18 protein-coding genes are annotated in these 15,872 nt (G+C 56.7%); 13 read left to right on the top strand and 5 right to left on the bottom strand.

Going from position 1 to position 15,872, the window contains the following annotated elements:
* Positions 1-46: 46 nt before the first annotated feature.
* Positions 47-1,273: a DUF1559 domain-containing protein gene (locus Poly21_RS17095; protein WP_146408107.1), complete on the top strand. Its 1,227-nt coding sequence runs from the start codon at positions 47-49 to the stop codon at positions 1,271-1,273.
* A 168-nt stretch (positions 1,274-1,441) separates the two neighbouring features.
* On the opposite strand, the gene Poly21_RS27625 is transcribed toward Poly21_RS17095, so the two are convergent.
* The 3 genes from Poly21_RS27625 to Poly21_RS17085 all read right to left on the bottom strand — a co-directional run bounded on the left by Poly21_RS27625 (position 1,442) and on the right by Poly21_RS17085 (position 4,558).
* A complete protein-coding gene (locus Poly21_RS27625) occupies positions 1,442-1,615 on the bottom strand; it encodes a hypothetical protein (protein WP_302119325.1) in 174 nt (57 codons plus the stop codon).
* 827 nt (positions 1,616-2,442) lie between these two features.
* Positions 2,443-4,062, bottom strand: a complete 1,620-nt coding sequence (groL, locus tag Poly21_RS17090) for a chaperonin GroEL (RefSeq protein ID WP_146408106.1) — start codon at positions 4,060-4,062, stop codon at positions 2,443-2,445.
* Between the two features lie 178 nt (positions 4,063-4,240).
* Positions 4,241-4,558, bottom strand: coding sequence for a co-chaperone GroES (locus Poly21_RS17085; protein WP_146408105.1), 318 nt, complete (start codon positions 4,556-4,558; stop codon positions 4,241-4,243).
* 509 nt (positions 4,559-5,067) lie between these two features.
* On the opposite strand from Poly21_RS17085, the gene Poly21_RS17080 reads away from it, so the two are divergent.
* The 10 genes from Poly21_RS17080 to Poly21_RS17035 are packed head-to-tail and all read left to right on the top strand — an operon-like array spanning position 5,068 to position 12,810.
* Positions 5,068-5,625, top strand: coding sequence for a Na+/H+ antiporter subunit E (locus Poly21_RS17080; RefSeq protein ID WP_302119321.1), 558 nt, complete (start codon positions 5,068-5,070; stop codon positions 5,623-5,625).
* On the top strand, positions 5,615-5,938 hold the full coding sequence (locus Poly21_RS17075; protein WP_146408104.1) for an MrpF/PhaF family protein: 324 nt from the start codon (positions 5,615-5,617) through the stop codon (positions 5,936-5,938). Before Poly21_RS17080 ends, Poly21_RS17075 begins: the two co-directional genes overlap by 11 nt.
* Positions 5,935-6,282, top strand: a complete 348-nt coding sequence (gene mnhG, locus Poly21_RS17070) for a monovalent cation/H(+) antiporter subunit G (RefSeq protein WP_146408103.1) — start codon at positions 5,935-5,937, stop codon at positions 6,280-6,282. The genes Poly21_RS17075 and mnhG overlap by 4 nt, the downstream gene beginning before the upstream one ends.
* On the top strand, positions 6,279-6,845 hold the full coding sequence (locus tag Poly21_RS17065) for a DUF4040 domain-containing protein (protein WP_146408102.1): 567 nt from the start codon (positions 6,279-6,281) through the stop codon (positions 6,843-6,845). The genes mnhG and Poly21_RS17065 overlap by 4 nt, the downstream gene beginning before the upstream one ends.
* Positions 6,842-7,288 (top strand): Na(+)/H(+) antiporter subunit B, encoded by a 447-nt coding sequence (locus Poly21_RS17060; RefSeq protein ID WP_146408101.1) that lies wholly within the window; start codon positions 6,842-6,844, stop codon positions 7,286-7,288. The genes Poly21_RS17065 and Poly21_RS17060 overlap by 4 nt, the downstream gene beginning before the upstream one ends.
* On the top strand, positions 7,278-7,760 hold the full coding sequence (locus tag Poly21_RS17055) for a sodium:proton antiporter (RefSeq protein WP_146408100.1): 483 nt from the start codon (positions 7,278-7,280) through the stop codon (positions 7,758-7,760). The genes Poly21_RS17060 and Poly21_RS17055 overlap by 11 nt, the downstream gene beginning before the upstream one ends.
* A gap of 25 nt (positions 7,761-7,785) precedes the next feature.
* Positions 7,786-9,276 (top strand): monovalent cation/H+ antiporter subunit D family protein, encoded by a 1,491-nt coding sequence (locus tag Poly21_RS17050; protein ID WP_146408099.1) that lies wholly within the window; start codon positions 7,786-7,788, stop codon positions 9,274-9,276.
* Positions 9,277-10,830 carry a proton-conducting transporter transmembrane domain-containing protein gene (locus Poly21_RS17045; RefSeq protein WP_146408098.1) on the top strand — a complete coding sequence of 518 codons (1,554 nt, stop codon included), beginning with the start codon at positions 9,277-9,279 and terminating at the stop codon, positions 10,828-10,830.
* Positions 10,827-11,117, top strand: coding sequence for a hypothetical protein (locus tag Poly21_RS17040; protein ID WP_146408097.1), 291 nt, complete (start codon positions 10,827-10,829; stop codon positions 11,115-11,117). The genes Poly21_RS17045 and Poly21_RS17040 overlap by 4 nt, the downstream gene beginning before the upstream one ends.
* On the top strand, positions 11,101-12,810 hold the full coding sequence (locus tag Poly21_RS17035) for a Na(+)/H(+) antiporter subunit D (RefSeq protein WP_146408096.1): 1,710 nt from the start codon (positions 11,101-11,103) through the stop codon (positions 12,808-12,810). The genes Poly21_RS17040 and Poly21_RS17035 overlap by 17 nt, the downstream gene beginning before the upstream one ends.
* Here Poly21_RS17035 and Poly21_RS17030 read toward each other — a convergent pair.
* Entirely contained in the window at positions 12,801-12,986 is a 186-nt protein-coding gene (locus Poly21_RS17030) for a hypothetical protein (RefSeq protein ID WP_146408095.1), read from the bottom strand. The two genes, Poly21_RS17035 and Poly21_RS17030, sit on opposite strands and share 10 nt — an antisense overlap.
* Between Poly21_RS17030 and Poly21_RS17025 the strand changes: the two genes are divergently transcribed.
* Positions 12,985-13,776 (top strand): 3-keto-disaccharide hydrolase, encoded by a 792-nt coding sequence (locus Poly21_RS17025; protein WP_146408094.1) that lies wholly within the window; start codon positions 12,985-12,987, stop codon positions 13,774-13,776. The two genes, Poly21_RS17030 and Poly21_RS17025, sit on opposite strands and share 2 nt — an antisense overlap.
* Positions 13,777-13,892: 116 nt before the next feature.
* Here Poly21_RS17025 and Poly21_RS17020 read toward each other — a convergent pair whose 3' ends face one another.
* Positions 13,893-15,206 (bottom strand): 3-keto-disaccharide hydrolase, encoded by a 1,314-nt coding sequence (locus Poly21_RS17020; RefSeq protein WP_436967501.1) that lies wholly within the window; start codon positions 15,204-15,206, stop codon positions 13,893-13,895.
* A gap of 180 nt (positions 15,207-15,386) precedes the next feature.
* On the opposite strand from Poly21_RS17020, the gene Poly21_RS17015 reads away from it, so the two are divergent.
* Positions 15,387-15,806, top strand: a complete 420-nt coding sequence (locus tag Poly21_RS17015) for a hypothetical protein (protein ID WP_146408093.1) — start codon at positions 15,387-15,389, stop codon at positions 15,804-15,806.
* The last annotated feature ends 66 nt before the right edge of the window (positions 15,807-15,872 follow it).

Genomic DNA, 15,872 nt, shown 5'->3' with positions numbered 1-15,872 from the left:
CCAGCCGGACTTGCGTTTCTTATCCCCCACGAAAGAGGCAAACAATATGATTCAACAGAATTCGAGGCGCGCGGGGTTCACTCTCGTCGAACTACTTGTAGTAATCGCAATTATTGGTGTCCTGGTTGGACTCTTGCTCCCGGCTGTGCAAGCAGCACGCGAAGCAGCACGGCGAATGAGTTGCAGCAATAACTTCAAGCAACTCGGCTTGGCAATGCACAACTACCATGCGGCCTACAATAAATTACCTCTGCTTGGTACTGGCACGCACCCACCCACAGGCACAAACACTTGGTCAGGCCTCACCAACAGCAGCAATATGCGCTTGAGCGCCTTGGTGGGGATGCTGCCTTTCATGGAGCAACAAGCCTTATGGCAGCAAATCAGTAACCCGTTGCTGCTTCGCACCGATGGCTCAACAACGAACAACCCCGGCGGAACTGTTCCGTGGCCAGCAATGGGCCCGACCCCACAGAACATCCAGTATCCCCCATGGGCCACTGAAGTCGCTGCCTTCCGCTGCCCCAGCGACCCTGGTAAAGGCCTGCCCGCACTTGGACGCACCAACTACGTCTCATGCACAGGCGATTCTGCTATCAACAACCGCGATGGCTACCTCAATGTCCGCGCCGGCACCCAAGTGCCTTATGTGGCATCGACGGGTACTGCGAATACCGCTAGCGCATCCATGCGCGGAGCGTTTGTCATGCGAAAACAAACGGGTTTCCGCGACATCCTTGACGGCACCGCCAACACCATTGCGATGGGAGAGATTGCTACTGATCTCGGAGACAAGGACGTGCGGACCATTGGTGGCCGCTTGGCGGGTAATAACAACACGGCCCCATTCTTTAACGACCCACTTTATTGCCGCAACACGGTTCCTGGGATTGATCCGGAACGCCCGATGTTTTGGGGTGTTCCTACCAACGGATCGGCAGATGGGCGCGGCTTCCGCTGGGCGGATGCGGTGCCCTTGTTTGGCCAATGCACGACAATCCGCCCCCCCAATAAAGAACTCTGTGGGATGAGCGGTTCGGACAGAAACCTCTCGGCCACGATGTCCAGCCGCCACCAGGGAGGCGTTCACGTCGTGATGGCCGACGGTGCCGTCAAGTTCATCACTGACTCGATCGAGTCGGGCAATCAGAGCGTTGGCAACGTCCGCAGCGGCCAGACCGGCGTCCGAGCCCCAGGAGCCCCCAGCCCCTACGGATTGTGGGGAGCCCTCGGCACGCGTGCGTCACGGGAAGTTCTTACAGACGGCTTCTAACAACGCCCAGTGATCGAGTAGAGATTCGCGTGCGTGGCTGGCTGTATTGAATCAACCATCACATAGGATCCTGATACAACTCAAAATCACAGAACGAAAAAACCTCAATTCCCAGTTCGGGAGTTGAGGTTTTTTATTAACGTGTTCGATTGAAGATCATTCGAAAAGCTATTTCGCACCCTCGGCTTCATTCATTTCTTTCTCGGATTGCGCCATTTGTGCTTCGTAATCCTTGATTGCCTGAGCATCGGCGTCTTCAGCAACATTGCTAGTCGCCTCGCTACCGCATCCGGTCATGGCAAACATGGACGACAGCAGCAACACACTCAATACATATTTCATTTCAAAGCACCTATTAAATTCCATTGATCTGGCCGTGATTACCGGTTGGCAATGAGTTCCGGGCCATCAAGAATCGCCAAGATAGATCCCCCAATTCTATAAAGCAACCGTGAAGGACAATGGAGCATCACCATGCAACCGTTTAGGTAGACCAGCGGGGGGCATGCCAAACGTCCAAAATTAATTGGCAGGCTACCCATTGGTTCCTAACGATCAAGGAACCCGAAAGACATAAGGACACCAACGCAAGCAACCAGCAATCCCGATACGACATAGAATACATGGACGTTGCTCCCCCACAATGGACGTGACCTCGCCACCAACATGCGATAAACGGTGGATTCAGATTTCGTGTATCCGCCGAGAAACATTAGCAGACCAATAGCAATCATTGCGATACTAAGTGCGGTTTGCATATTGAAGGTTCGTTGTGTTGGGGAAAATGATCGCCACTGCGCTGGATCCCGCACCGGATGAACGGCGTGCGATATCGGCTAGGCGGGGGGAAAACGCGCGGCCTTCCGCCTCGGCGCGCACCAGACTCGCGAAAGAAATCGAGGAGGTTGCTTCAAGCATGCGGTTTGGCCCGTTTCTCGAAAGATCGTGAACGCCCCGTCCTTCTTCCAGAAATGAGTGGCCAACAGTCTAGCACCTTACTGGTCCTGCCACGAAACCAAACAGGTCCAGTGTGTGGCATTATTCGCGCCGGACTCTCGCTGCGGAGACGAGCAGGCCAGTGAAACAGGAGCGTGCGGGGCGGCAAACAAAAAACCCTCTCGCATGGGCGAGAGGGTTTCGTGGTTGGGTCATCCAGGGGAAGCGGATGCTCAATACATATCGTTGCCACCGGTGTGGCCGGACTTGCCGTCAGCCTTGGGCTTTTCGGCGATCAGCGCGTCGCTGGTCAGCAACAGTGTCGCCACACTGGCGGCGTTGCCGAGGGCGGTGCGGGTTACCTTGGTGGGGTCGATGACGCCAGCCTTGACGAGATCTTCGTAGACGTCCGTCAGAGCGTTGTAGCCTTCGTTGCCCTTCATGGCGAGAACTTTCTCGCACACGATGCCGCCGTCTTGACCAGCATTTTCGCTGATCATGTGCAGCGGTGCACGGCACGAACGCAGCACAATGTTGTATCCGACGCGTTGATCGTCGGTCATGTCATCGGCTGGCGTAACCTTGCCCGAAGCACGAAGCAGAGCCACGCCACCGCCGGGCAGAATGCCTTCTTCGACAGCCGCACGGGTTGCGTGCAGGGCATCTTCGACGCGTGCTTTCTTCTCTTTCATTTCGCTTTCGGTCGCGGCACCCACGTTGACCTTGGCAACACCACCGGCGAGTTTCGCCAATCGCTCCTCCAGCTTTTCGCGATCGTAATCGCTGCTGCAGTTCTCAATTTCGCGACGGATCTGTGCAATCCGAGCTTGGATGTCAGCCGACTTGCCAGCACCTTCGATGATGGTGGTGTTGTCCTTGTCGATGATGATCTTCTTGGCGCGACCGAGCTGCGGCAAGTCGACGCTATCGAGCTTGACACCGAGTGCTTCGAAGATGGCACTTCCGCCGGTCAGGATCGCGATGTCTTCCATCATTGCTTTGCGACGATCGCCGTAGCCAGGAGCCTTGACGGCAGCAACGGTGAAGGTGCCACGCAGGCGGTTGATCACGAGGGTCGCCAGTGCTTCACCATCGACGTCTTCGGCGATGATCAAGAGCGGCTTGCCTTGCTGGACAACCTTCTCGAGCATCGGCACCATGTCTTTGATGTTGCTGATCTTCTTTTCGTAAACGAGCACATAGGCGTCTTCGAGGACGACTTCCATGCTAGCTGAATCGGTGACGAAGTACGGCGAGAGATAGCCGCGATCAAACTGCATGCCTTCGACCCATTCTTGTTCGGTCTGCAGGCTCTTGCCTTCGTCGACGGTGATCACGCCGTCCTTGCCAACCTTGCTCATCGCATCGGCGAGCAGATCGCCGATTTCGCGATCATTGTTGCTGGCGATGGTCGCGACATTGGCCATCGCTTCCTTGTCCTTGACCTTGACGGCCATGGAGTGCAGGTGAGCGGTGATATCGGCCACAGCAGCTTCGATACCAGCCTTCATTTGGATTGGATTGACACCGGCGACGACGGCCTTGAGACCTTCGTTGAAGATCGCTTCGGCCATCACAGTCGCGGTCGTGGTGCCGTCACCGGCAACGTCACTGGTCTTGCTGGCGACTTCCCGAACCATCCGCGCGCCCATGTTCTCATAGACGTCTTCGAGGTCGATTTCCTTGGCGACAGTCACGCCGTCCTTGGTAACCGTGGGGCTGCCGAAACTCTTCTGCAGGATGACGTTGCGACCCTTTGGGCCGAGCGTGACTTTGACGGCACGAGCGAGTTTGCCGACACCGCGGCGGATCGCTTCGCGGGCTTCTTGATCGAATGCAATGATTTTAGGCATAGTGAACTAAATAGTTGTAGGGTTTTTGGAAATGAGAATATCGTTGTCAGTCTGACTGGCCGGCACTGCGGATCCTGTGAACCGCAGCACGCCCATGGCTGCACAGCCGGTAGCGATCGGTGCCTTGCAGCACTCCGCGTTACAGGGGCGTCGCCACCACCAAGCGGATCAACACGACCTAGCCGATGACGGCGAGCACATCGTCTTCGCGCATCAGCAGGTATTCGACATCGTCGATTTCGATGGTCTCGCCGGCATAGCTGCTGAAGAGCACCCGCTCACCAGTCTTCAACTGGCTGGGGGCACGACTGCCATCATCAAGTTGTTTGCCGGTGCCGATTGCGATCACAGTGCCGCGAGCGGGCTTTTCCTGAGCGGAGTCTGGCAGCACGATACCGCCCGCCGTGGTGCTTTCGCGTTCTTCACGCTGAATGACGATGCGCTCACCGAGGGGTTGCAAGCGATTTTTCGAAGCCTTTTTCGTGGCAGTTGCCATGTCCGTGACACCTTTCTGTATCGTGGGCGAGAGTGTGAAAATTGAAGGATGGCCGTGGAGTCAATCTGCCGAAACTTCTCGACAGTGGTTCACCGCGTGGGGGAACCCCTCACGGGCTCCGCTGTGGCGATGTATCACCGGGGCTGGCCAATGTGGCAGCGACGCAGTGTTCTCATGCGTCTTGAGCAATCCGCGTGCCGACACGCAATCACACGACACAAACCCTTTCATAGAAACGCCTTACGACGCTGAACCAGAGTCACCTAGGGCTCTGCTCGTTCAGATTGGCAGTCCGCCAATTGAACTGGAACGAGGCACCGATAGCTGCCGAGCAACCGCGCGCCCCTCCGCTCGGTGCCAACCAGCAGCAGGAACCGGATGGCTCTCACACGCATCCTGACTGCTTGTCGGGAAGCGGGCGTGCGGTTTAAGGTATGCGGGCAGTCCGTTCCTCTGGGCACGGTTCACTCACCCGCCGCATGCGTTTCCATGGATTGAATGCTTCGCACGTGAAATATGGCCTCGCTCTCTTCGGTGCCCTGCTGGCCAATTGGCTCCTGTGGTCAGGACACTTCAACAATCCGTTTCTGATCGGATTGGGCGTCGGTTCGTGCGCGCTGTGCCTCTGGTTGACGACGAGGATGCAAATCGTCGACGAGGAGGGGGCACCGGCCCATCTCGGAGTCGTCCGGGTGGTGCTTTACGCCCTATGGCTAGTCAAGGAGATCGTGAGGGCAAATGTCGTTGCCGCCAAAATCATCCTGGCTCCAAAGATGCCGCTGCGGCGTAACTTAATTCGAGTTCCCGCGAATCAGGCGAGCGAACTGGGACGGGTCATCTTCGCCAACTCCATTACGCTCACCCCGGGCACGGTCTCAGTGCGGTTACAGGACAATGAAGTGCTTGTGCATGGCCTCGCACTCCTGGAAACCAAGGAGCAGATCTCCGGTGGAATGGGTGAGCGAGTTTGCCGCCTTGAGTGTGGTAGCAAATGCGCTACGGAGAGCGATGATCGCGGCGGTGCAAGCCAGTCACCCCAGGATTCGGAGACCCGCGATGCCACCTGATTTACTCCCCTCCGGACTGACCAGTGGCATCCTGATGACCACATCCGCTGGCGTGCTGATCACAATGTCCCTGGCACTGGTACGGGCAACGCTCGGGCCAACAGTGTTCGACCGCGTCCTGGCGCTGAACATGTTCGGCACCAAAACGGTGCTTCTGATCAGCGTGGTCAGTTTCATGACGGGACGCAGTGATTTCCTCGATTTGGCGTTGCTGTACAGCCTGATCAATTTTGTGGGCATGGTAGCGCTGTTGCGATTCACGCAGTACAACAGTTTCAGCGACGATGTTCCGCCACCTGAGGAGTCGCCATGATCCTGCTTGAAATTGCCAGCTACTTTTTCTTGATCGCCGGTGCTGCGTTTTCGATTGTCGGCGGCATTGGGTTAGTGCGACTTCCGGAGTTCTACTCGCGGATGCATGGCGGCGGCATCACGGACACCATGGGCGCGGGCCTGGTAATGATCGGTTTAATCCTGCTCGCAGGTCCCACGCTGGTGGCGTTTAAGCTATTCGTCATTATGTTCTTCCTGACGATCACGAGCCCAAGTTCCTGCCATGCGTTAGCGAAATCAGCTTTACTGAGAGGCTTGCGACCTGTTTTGGATCTCGAGCCGAATGCCCAGTTGCCGGTGATAGAGCAGGAAGAATCAAAATGAATTTGATCGTATTTGCCCTACTTGCTTTACTTGCGATCACTGCGGTAGTGATCGCGCGCCTGCGAGAACTGTGGGCGGCGATTATGTTCACGGGGATCTACAGTTTCCTCAGTGCGAGCTGGATGATGATTCTCGATGCACCGGACGTGGCATTCACTGAAGCCGCCGTCGGCGCGGGGATCTCAACGGTGCTCATGCTCAGCACGATGGCGTTGACGGGGCAGGGTGCCGACATCCCTCGCAGTTCGTCGTGGATGCCCTTACTGATCGTGGTGGTGACGGGCGCGACATTGGTCTACGGAACACTCGACATGCCTTACCTCGGCGCAGTCGACGCTCCCGTCCAACTCTACCCATCGCCTTCCTACGTTGAACGCTCTGCTCAAGACATGCACGGGCTGCCCAATGTGGTGACCGCGCTACTGGCGAGCTACCGTGGCTACGACACACTCGGGGAAACTACGGTGGTGTTGACCGCGGGAATTGCCGTCCTGCTGATCTTGCGACGTGACGAGCCGGATCAGTCCGCAGCGGACGCGGCTAGCCCGGAGGAAACCGCATGACTCGTTTTCCTATCATCCGAATCATTACGAAACTGCTGATCCCCTACATCTTGTTGTTCGGGCTGTACGTTCAGTTCCATGGGGATTACGGTCCCGGTGGCGGGTTTCAAGCCGGTGTCATTTTTGCATCTGGATTGATTCTGTATGGTCTCGTTTTCGGGCTCCAAGCGATCAAACGGGTGGCTCCCCCCATCGTGATCGAAAAGGCAATGGCGCTGGGTGTCCTGGTCTACGCAGGCACGGGCGTCCTGACGATGTTCCTTGGCGGCAAGTTCCTTGACTACAGCGTGCTCGAGCACCACGTGATGCCAAAGTGGCATTTGCCCAGTGGCCAGCATTTAGGAATCTTTCTAGTTGAAGTCGGCGTGGGGATCACGGTCACGTCGGTGATGACGATGATCTTCTACACGTTTGCCGGACGAAGGCGTATCCATGACACTTGAAGCAATCGCCGGACTCTACAACTACTGGATTGTCATCTTCCTCATGATGACTGGTTTCTATATTGTCCTGGCACGAAAGAACCTAATTAAATCCGTGATCGGACTGAACATCTTTCAGACGTCAGTGTTTTTGCTCTACATCACGATGGGCAAGGTCAAAGGGGGTACCGCTCCCATCATTCCGCCGGAGATCGCCCATCAACAATCGCAGACACTCGCTCAGGGCGGGCACTCCGGTGCTGAGCATGCATTAACGGGCAGTGCCGGTGGACACGAGGAAGTCATCGCGGAAGCCGCCACCGCGGCGAGCACCATCGTGTACTCCAATCCGCTCCCGAGTGTGTTGATGCTCACGGCAATCGTCGTAGGCGTCGCGACGACGTCGCTTGCCCTAGCGCTCGTCGTGCGAATTCGCGAGGACTATGGAACAGTCGACGAGGAACGGATACTTCAACTGGATCGCGGCGAATGAGACTGCATGCTCTGAGGCAAACCTGGTGATCGACGCGATTAACTCCCAATTGGCAATCCTCTTGATCGTGCTGCCATTGATGGCAGCGCCCACATGCGTGCTGCTGGGCAATGGGCGAGCCGCCTACTGGCTCGCGCTGACCGTTTCGATTTTTGCGTTTGCGTGCAGTGTGACCATGCTTGGCGAGACGCTCGAATCGGGAGTGATCCACTACGATCTCGGCAATTGGCACCCACCCTATGGCATCGAGTATCGTGTCGATGTGTTCTCTGGATTCGTCCTGACATTCGTATCGGGCATCGGCGCCGTAGTGCTGATGTATGCGCCGCTGAGCGTTCGCGACGAGATCCCCGCCTCGAAGCACTACCTGTTTTATGCCACCTATCTCCTGTGTTTGACAGGGTTGCTGGGGATGTGCGTGACGGGCGACCTCTTTAATGTGTTCGTGTTCCTGGAGATCTCGTCACTTTCCTCGTACGCGCTGATCAGCCTGGGACGAACGCGTCGTGCACCGCTGGCTGCGTTCCAGTATTTGATCCTCGGCAGTATCGGTGCGACGTTCATCTTGATTGGGATTGGCTTGCTCTATCAGATGACAGGGGCCCTCAACATGGCGGAGATCGCCGCTCGGTTGCCTCACGAACACGGGCCTCGAACCGTGCTGGTCGCATTCGCGTTCCTGACCGTGGGGCTGTGCATCAAGATGGCGGTGCTTCCGCTGCACACGTGGCTACCGAACGCGTACACCTACGCCCCATCGGTCGTTACGTGTTTCATCGCAGCGACTTCCACCAAAGTATCGGTCTACGTCTTCATTCGGTTGATCTACGGCATCATTACACCAGGATTCGCCTTCGTCTTTTTACCGCTCGACACCGAATTGATGTTATTTTCATTAGTCGGAATCTTCATTGCTTCGACGGCGGCCATTTTTCAGGACAACGTCAAGCGGCTGCTCGCCTACTCTAGCATCGCCCAGGTCGGGTACATGCTGCTGGGTGTCTCACTGGTCACGCCCACGGGCTTATCCGGTGGGATCGTCCACATGTTCAACCATGCCTTGATCAAAGGCGGACTGTTCATGGTGGTAGGTTGTTTCGTGCTGCGATTGGGGAGCGTGCGACTATCGGACTGGAAGGGTGCCGGCAGGACGATGCCGTGGACGGCCACAGCATGGGTGATCGGCGGCTTGGGGCTGATCGGCGTTCCCTTGACAGCCGGGTTCATTAGCAAATGGTTGCTACTGACCAGCATTATTGAAGCCGGGCGGTGGCCGATCGCTGTCCTGATGCTGGTCAGTTCACTGCTAGCGGTTGCCTATGTTTGGCGGGTGGTGGAAACGCTGTTTTTCGCCGAACCGAGTGAGGCTGCGGCCATGGCGACCGAAGCTCCGCTGCGGATGCTGATCCCCACCTATCTGCTGATTGGCGGAACGCTTGTGTTTGGCGTTTGGACGCCCTACTCAGCTGGCATCGCTCGGGCTGCCGCGATCGCACTGCTGGGGGAGACGCCATAAATGACCTCTGAACAGCTCATTTGGGTTTCGCTTTTGCTACCACTTGTCGCGGTCGCATTGATTGTGATCTTTGGCAAAGCGCCCAATATTCGCGACGGGTGCTCGGGTGCTGTGGCGGTCCTGCTGTTAATCGCCGTTGGGTGTTTGTCGCGTTCCGTTTTTTCAGGACAGCGTCCGGAACTGGCAATCAGCGAGCTACTACCAGGATTCGATATTGCTTTCCGAGTCGAACCGCTGGGGATGCTGTTCGCGCTGGTCGCTGCCGGGTTGTGGGTGCTGACGACGGCCTATGCTGTAGGTTACATGCGTGGGCATCACGAACATCATCAGACGAGATTCTTCACCTGTTTCGCCATCGCCATTTTTGCGGCACTAGCGGCTGCCTTTTCCGCGAATCTGTTCACGCTCTTTGTCGCATACGAATTGATGACGATATCAACATATCCGCTCGTCACGCATCATGGCAACGATGAGGCGCGACGAGGTGGCCGGGTCTATCTCGGGATCCTGTTGTCGACATCGATTGGCTTGTTCATGCTGGCGATTGTCTGGACCTGGTCACTGGCGGGAACCTTGGATTTTCGCCTGGGTGGAATTTTGTCGGACGCATTCACCACAGGACGCATTTCGCAAACAGGACTGGGTGTGCTGATCGGGCTGTTCACATTCGGGATTGGCAAAGCGGCGTTGATGCCGTTTCACCGTTGGTTGCCGGCCGCGATGGTCGCACCGACGCCGGTCAGCGCACTCTTGCACGCGGTCGCGGTAGTAAAAGTTGGCGTATTTTCGGTTTTGAAGGTTTGTGTCTACATATTCGGACTGGAACTGCTGCGTGAAAGTGGCGTGAGTTTGTACCTGGCCTATGTGGCGGGTTTCACAATTGTTGTTGCTTCCTTGATCGCGATGACTAAAGACAATCTCAAGGCGAGATTGGCTTATTCTACGATCGGTCAGCTGGCCTACATCACTCTCGGTGGGATGCTGGCAACGCCGAGCAGTGTGATTGGCGGTGGGATGCACATCGCGATGCATGCGGTGGGTAAGATCACCTTGTTCTTTTGTGCCGGCGCGATCTACGTTGCCGCTCATAAAAAGAACGTCAGCGAACTCGATGGGCTCGGTCGCAAGATGCCTTTGACCTTTGCGGCGTTCCTAGTCGCTTCGGTCAGTATCATTGGCCTGCCTCCCGGGGGCGGAGCGTGGAGCAAATGGTTCCTAGCGATAGGGACGGTTGAAACTCACCAGTACTTCTTGATGGCAGCGCTGATGATTAGTTCTTTGTTGAACATTGCCTACCTCGTTCCGATTCCGATGCGCGCATTCATGAAGGCAAGTTCGGATCAGCCGGAGGATGATGGAGCGGCAGGCGGCAGTTGGTTTGCGGAAATGCAGGAGGCTCCACTACTGTGCGTGGTGCCGCTGTGCATCACGGCCATTGGCAGCGTGGCATTATTCTTCGTTGCCCAATGGCTTTACGAAGTCCTATTGCCCATCACCGAGAGTGGGCCGGCAATGCTGGAAATGAAAGAACCTACGGAGGCCACATCGCGATGAACGCATCCGGTTCGACGAACAATCCCAGTTGGTTTGAACGACCTCAAAACATTCGCAATATGATTATCGCGTTGGTGGTCAGCTGCGCTGGCCTAGCCCTCGCAGACCTCTTTTACACCAACCCACACCCTCATTTCCCCATCGAAACGACATTCGCGTTTCAAGCGTGGTTTGGCTTCGTATCGTTCGTCGTGATCGTTTTTTTAGGACGATTGCTGCGGCTGCTGGTTTCACGCCCCGAGGATTATTACGAGAGCGAGGAGCAGGATCATGACCGCGATCGCTGATCTACCGCCTGGACTCCTGATGATGATCGGCGCCTTGTTCCTGCCCTTGCTGGCCAGGCGGATGCAGGCATGGACGGTCCTTGCACTGTCGGCTCTCAGCCTCGCGTTGTTTATCCTGACCCCGTCAGGTGATCATGGAAACCTGACTTTGTTCGGGGCCGAACTGCACCTGGTACGGATCGATTCGATATCACGCCCCTTCGCAATCGTGTTCCATTTGGCTGCGATCATCTCGGCGATCTATGCGCTGCACGTGCGTGATCCGCGGCAGCACGTGGCGGGCGCGCTCTACGCGGGCGCGGCGATCGCGGCCGCATGCGCAGGCGATTTGCTGACGCTGTTCGTGTTCTGGGAATTGACGGCAATCTCGAGTGTGTTCCTGATTTGGGCGAGCGACAACGAGCGCTCATACCGGGCCGGGATGCGGTATCTCATCATCCAAGTCACCTCGGGGGTGCTGCTGCTGTCCGGCGCGATCGTGCAATACGTCGAGACGGGATCGCTGTCGTTCACTTCCTTCGTAGGTGCGGATGAAGGCTTGACGCTGGCGGGCAAGCTGATTCTGGTTGCTTTCGGGATCAAGTGCGCGTTCCCGCTGTTACACAACTGGTTGCAGGACTCCTACCCGAAAGCGACCGTCACGGGCACCGTTTTCCTGAGTGCATTCACGACGAAACTCGCCGTCTATTCGTTGATCCGTGGTTTTGCCGGCTTCGAGCCGCTGATCTGGGTGGGCTGTGCGATGACATTGTTCCCGATTGTATTCGCCGTGATTGAGAATGATTTGCGGCGAGTGTTGGCCTACAGCCTCAATAACCAACTTGGGTTCATGGTCGTCGGGATTGGGATCGGCACGGAACTAGCAATTAATGGCACAGTGGCTCACGCGTTTTGTCACATCATTTACAAATCATTGCTATTCATGTCGATGGGTGCGGTGCTGTACCGGGTCGGAACGATCAAAGCGACCGAACTTGGTGGGCTGCATAAGTCGATGCCCTGGACGACGACGTTTTGCTTGATTGGCGCTGGCGCGATCTCTGGCTTTCCGCTCTTGAGCGGATTCGTTAGCAAGTCGATGATCATCTCGGCAGCTGCCGAGCAGCACATGTTGGGTGTGTGGATCGTGCTGTTAATTGCGTCAGCGGGTGTGATGGAGCATTCGGGGATTAAAATCCCGTTCTTCGCATTCTTCGCCCACGACAGTGGTAAACGAGTCCAAGAGGCGCCGCGAAACATGCTGGTAGCGATGGCAATGGCGTCGGCGGGGTGCATCATTCTGGGAACGGCCTACCCGTTGCTGTACGGGTTGCTGCCGCACACTCTCGATTATCATCCCTATACGACGACCCACGTGGTCACGCAGCTGCAACTATTAATGTTTGCTGGACTGGCGTTCGTTTTCCTGATGAAAATGGGTTGGTATCCCGCCGAGCAGCGTGCGACTGTTTTAGATACGGATTGGTTCTACCGTATTGCCATTCCTAGACTGGTTGCAAAACTGCGAACTGGGATCGTTGCCGCTGACAGTGCCGTGCGAACCGCGTTCATAAGCGGGCTCACTGACGTCCTTGATTACGCGCGGGCTGCGTTTTGCGAGACAGGACTGTTTGGTCGCACGTGGTCAACGAACGCAATGGCATTTTGGGCATCCGCACTCCTGGCGGCATCACTCGTCGTTTACTACTTGTAAGTAACGCCTCGAGCGCGACGCGGTGCGTCGACCAATCGCTGGCATCGCTCCCCGCCCCAAAATGGCCGCTGCGGGAACTTGTTTGTGGCCTCTGGCAATGCGACAATCACTCGCTCCAGAATCGATGTCGTCTTGTCGGTGACGGAATTCCAAATATCACCAGCGTTGCCTTCCATGCATTCTTCCTATGTAGTCGCCTGTTTCCTATTGCTCGTGACAACAAGCTCGACGGTGCACGGCCAAGAGCGCCGAGTGACCCCCGATGTGCCATCATCGAGTTCACCTGAGAGCCTCAGCGAGCCGGCGCCAGCGGAGGCGTTTGTGTCTTTATCCGACGAAAAAACCTTTGACGGCTGGTCACAGAAAGGCAATTGGCAGATCGAGGATGGTGCGTTCCATCGCGCGGCGGATGGGGGCCCCCTGACCTATGACAGGCAGACCGTCCCCGACGATTTTGAATTGCGATTCGATTGGAAAGTATCACCAGGCTGCAACAGTGGTGTCTACTACCGCCCAGGGCAGGTTGAGTATCAGGTTCTCGATAATATCGGCAGCCCGTATGGTGAGAATCCGCGTCAAGCAGCTGCCTCTCTATTCTTCTGCATGGCGCCATCGGAGGATGCAACTCGTCCAGTGGGAGAATGGAATTCCGCACGGGTCCTTTGCAAGGGAACCGTGATCCAACACTGGCTTAACGGCGAAAAGGTACTTGATTTCGACTATACCGATCCCAAGTGGGCGGCGATGGTAGAATTGCTAACGATCCGCGGTGGCGACCTCACGGGGCGTGGTGGCAAGCTATGGTTGCAGGACCACGGCCATCCCGTGTGGTTTCGCAATCTTCGCTGGCGTGTCATCGCAGCCGACGAAGAATTGAAGCCATCGCCCGACTTCGAGCCATTGCCGGTCGTTGGCCAGGCCCTTGCCAAAGAACGCTTACGCGTGCAAAGCATGCTGAAGAACTGAGTACGCACCGAACCGGTATCGTATCGAGATACTCGGTCCATAGGAGTGGAACGAGGTGCCGTTTATCGCTTGAGTCGAGCAAACGTGTGGCATCACTCATTTCCCATCTCAAAGCGTTACTTACTGACGGGTTCAAGAACCTCGATGCTGCGGAAGTCGATTTCCAGGTTTTGATTGCCGTGGAGTTGCAAGGCGATCGTACCGGATTCGGCCAGATCGTCGACAACAAAGTCGGCGGCGAGGCAACCGTTCAGATGAGTTACGATGCGTTTGCCGTGCACCGAGACGACCATCGTTTGCCAGGGTTTTACCGCAGGGTCAGCTGGTGTGTCGCCTTCCACTGGGGTGGCGGGTACCTGACGAGCTTGGTTCCATTGTGCCCGGACGACGTCGCGGCGGTCCGGTGGGAAGCGGGTATCGAGATAGTGCAGTGGCTTGGCAACCCAGCCTTTGCCGCCGGTCTGATAGAGCCCGCCGACGGCATCAGAGTCATCGATCTCGCACTGCACACCTGCCACGAACGGGTTGGCATCGGTGATTTTACTGCGGACAAAAAAGCCACTGTCGCCTTCAGTGAATCGATAAACGATTCGAAACGTGGCGTTGGCAAATTGCCGAGTGCAGTACAGCAGACCGTTCGGTTCGTTCGCTTCAACGCTAGCGCGGCCCTGCAGGACACCATCGGCAACCGTCCAGTTACCACCACCGATGGCCTTCCAACCTGGAATAATTTCGCCCTCAGCGGCGGATTTGCTGGCGGTCTGCGCGTCAAACAGAGGCACCCATTGATGCTGTCCCATGTCTCGAACGGTTAGGTTTCGAAATCGGACCATCTGGCCTTTCTCGCCATGATGCTGCAATCCAATCCGGCCGCTCAGATCGGCGGGATCGAAATAGTCCGTTGTTGGGACCTCGTTCACATAAAACTGGAGATGGTTGCCGACGCAGCGGATGCGATACCGATTCCAGCGATTACGATCGAATGCGGCCTGGGCGTCGGGTTGCTTCCACAGCGGGTTGAGCCACTGACGGCGACCTTCGTCATACAGCCCGCCGGACCATCGCCGCTCTGTCGGATCGGCTTCGGCTTGGTAGCCATAAACTCGATTGGGCTCAACCTGACCGCGGGCCATGAACCCGCTGTTCGATTTCCCTTCAGGAAGTTTGATTTCGCCTTCGAATTCGAAGTCGTGGAAAACTTGGTCGGTTACTAAAAAATACTTTCGCTCACCAGTCAGGTGCAGTTCGCCGTCGACCACGTCGGTCTTTCCCCATTCGTAGGGGTTGCTCCACCCGGTAATGGACTTTCCATCAAAAAGGGGCTTTCTTGCTGACGCAACCGGCGGAGTTGACTTATTTTGCGAGGCAACCTGTGGCGGATCGTCCGCGTGGACCGTCGATAACGCATTCCCAGGGAGCAAGGTGGTCACCGTGGTGAACGAGCAACCGATGAGCAAATGCGTGAAATTGCGAAGAAAACCGCATGGAGTGGTTTTCTGAGACCGAGAAGTCATATTTCAACAGGCGGGAGAATGGGGCGAGGTGGTGACGACAGAGAGACTAGTATAATCTCCGAGTCCACTTGTTCCGAACCTCCCTTCTGCGTGGCAATGCCAAATAATCGCAAGCAATCCCGAATTCGCAGCCCCCAGCCCCCTCGTGGTGACTCCCCAGGCGGTGGGGCCAGGGGCACAAGTCGCCGCTACCTCGCCGGCGCGGCCGCCGGGGCGTGCCTGCTGTGTGCGGTGATCGCCAAACTCACCGGCGGACTCGAGTACCTTTCAGGATCGGCCTCCACCAGCGGTTTTATGATCGCCTCCCTGACGCGGATCGGACTGGTTTTCGGCGCAATTTGGCTGGCTTGGGACTCCCTCAAACGCCCCGCGCGTTGGCTCCCGCCCGGACTCGCTGTTCTGGGGGTGATCGCTATTATCCTCGTCGCTGCTCAGCCGAAACTGATCATTGCCGCGCTACCACTCTTCGGCGTCGTCGCGGTGGCGACGTCCGTGCTGCGAGTATTCCGGCGTTAGTACCGGATGACGAGCATGCTGTAGATCAAAATCGCGGATACGCAGCGGCAACATCGATTTGATCGA

Source organism: Allorhodopirellula heiligendammensis (assembly GCF_007860105.1).
GTDB classification, from domain to species: domain Bacteria; phylum Planctomycetota; class Planctomycetia; order Pirellulales; family Pirellulaceae; genus Rhodopirellula; species Rhodopirellula heiligendammensis.
Note: the sequence above shows the minus strand (reverse complement) of the source record. Positions and strands in the feature narration are given on the sequence as shown.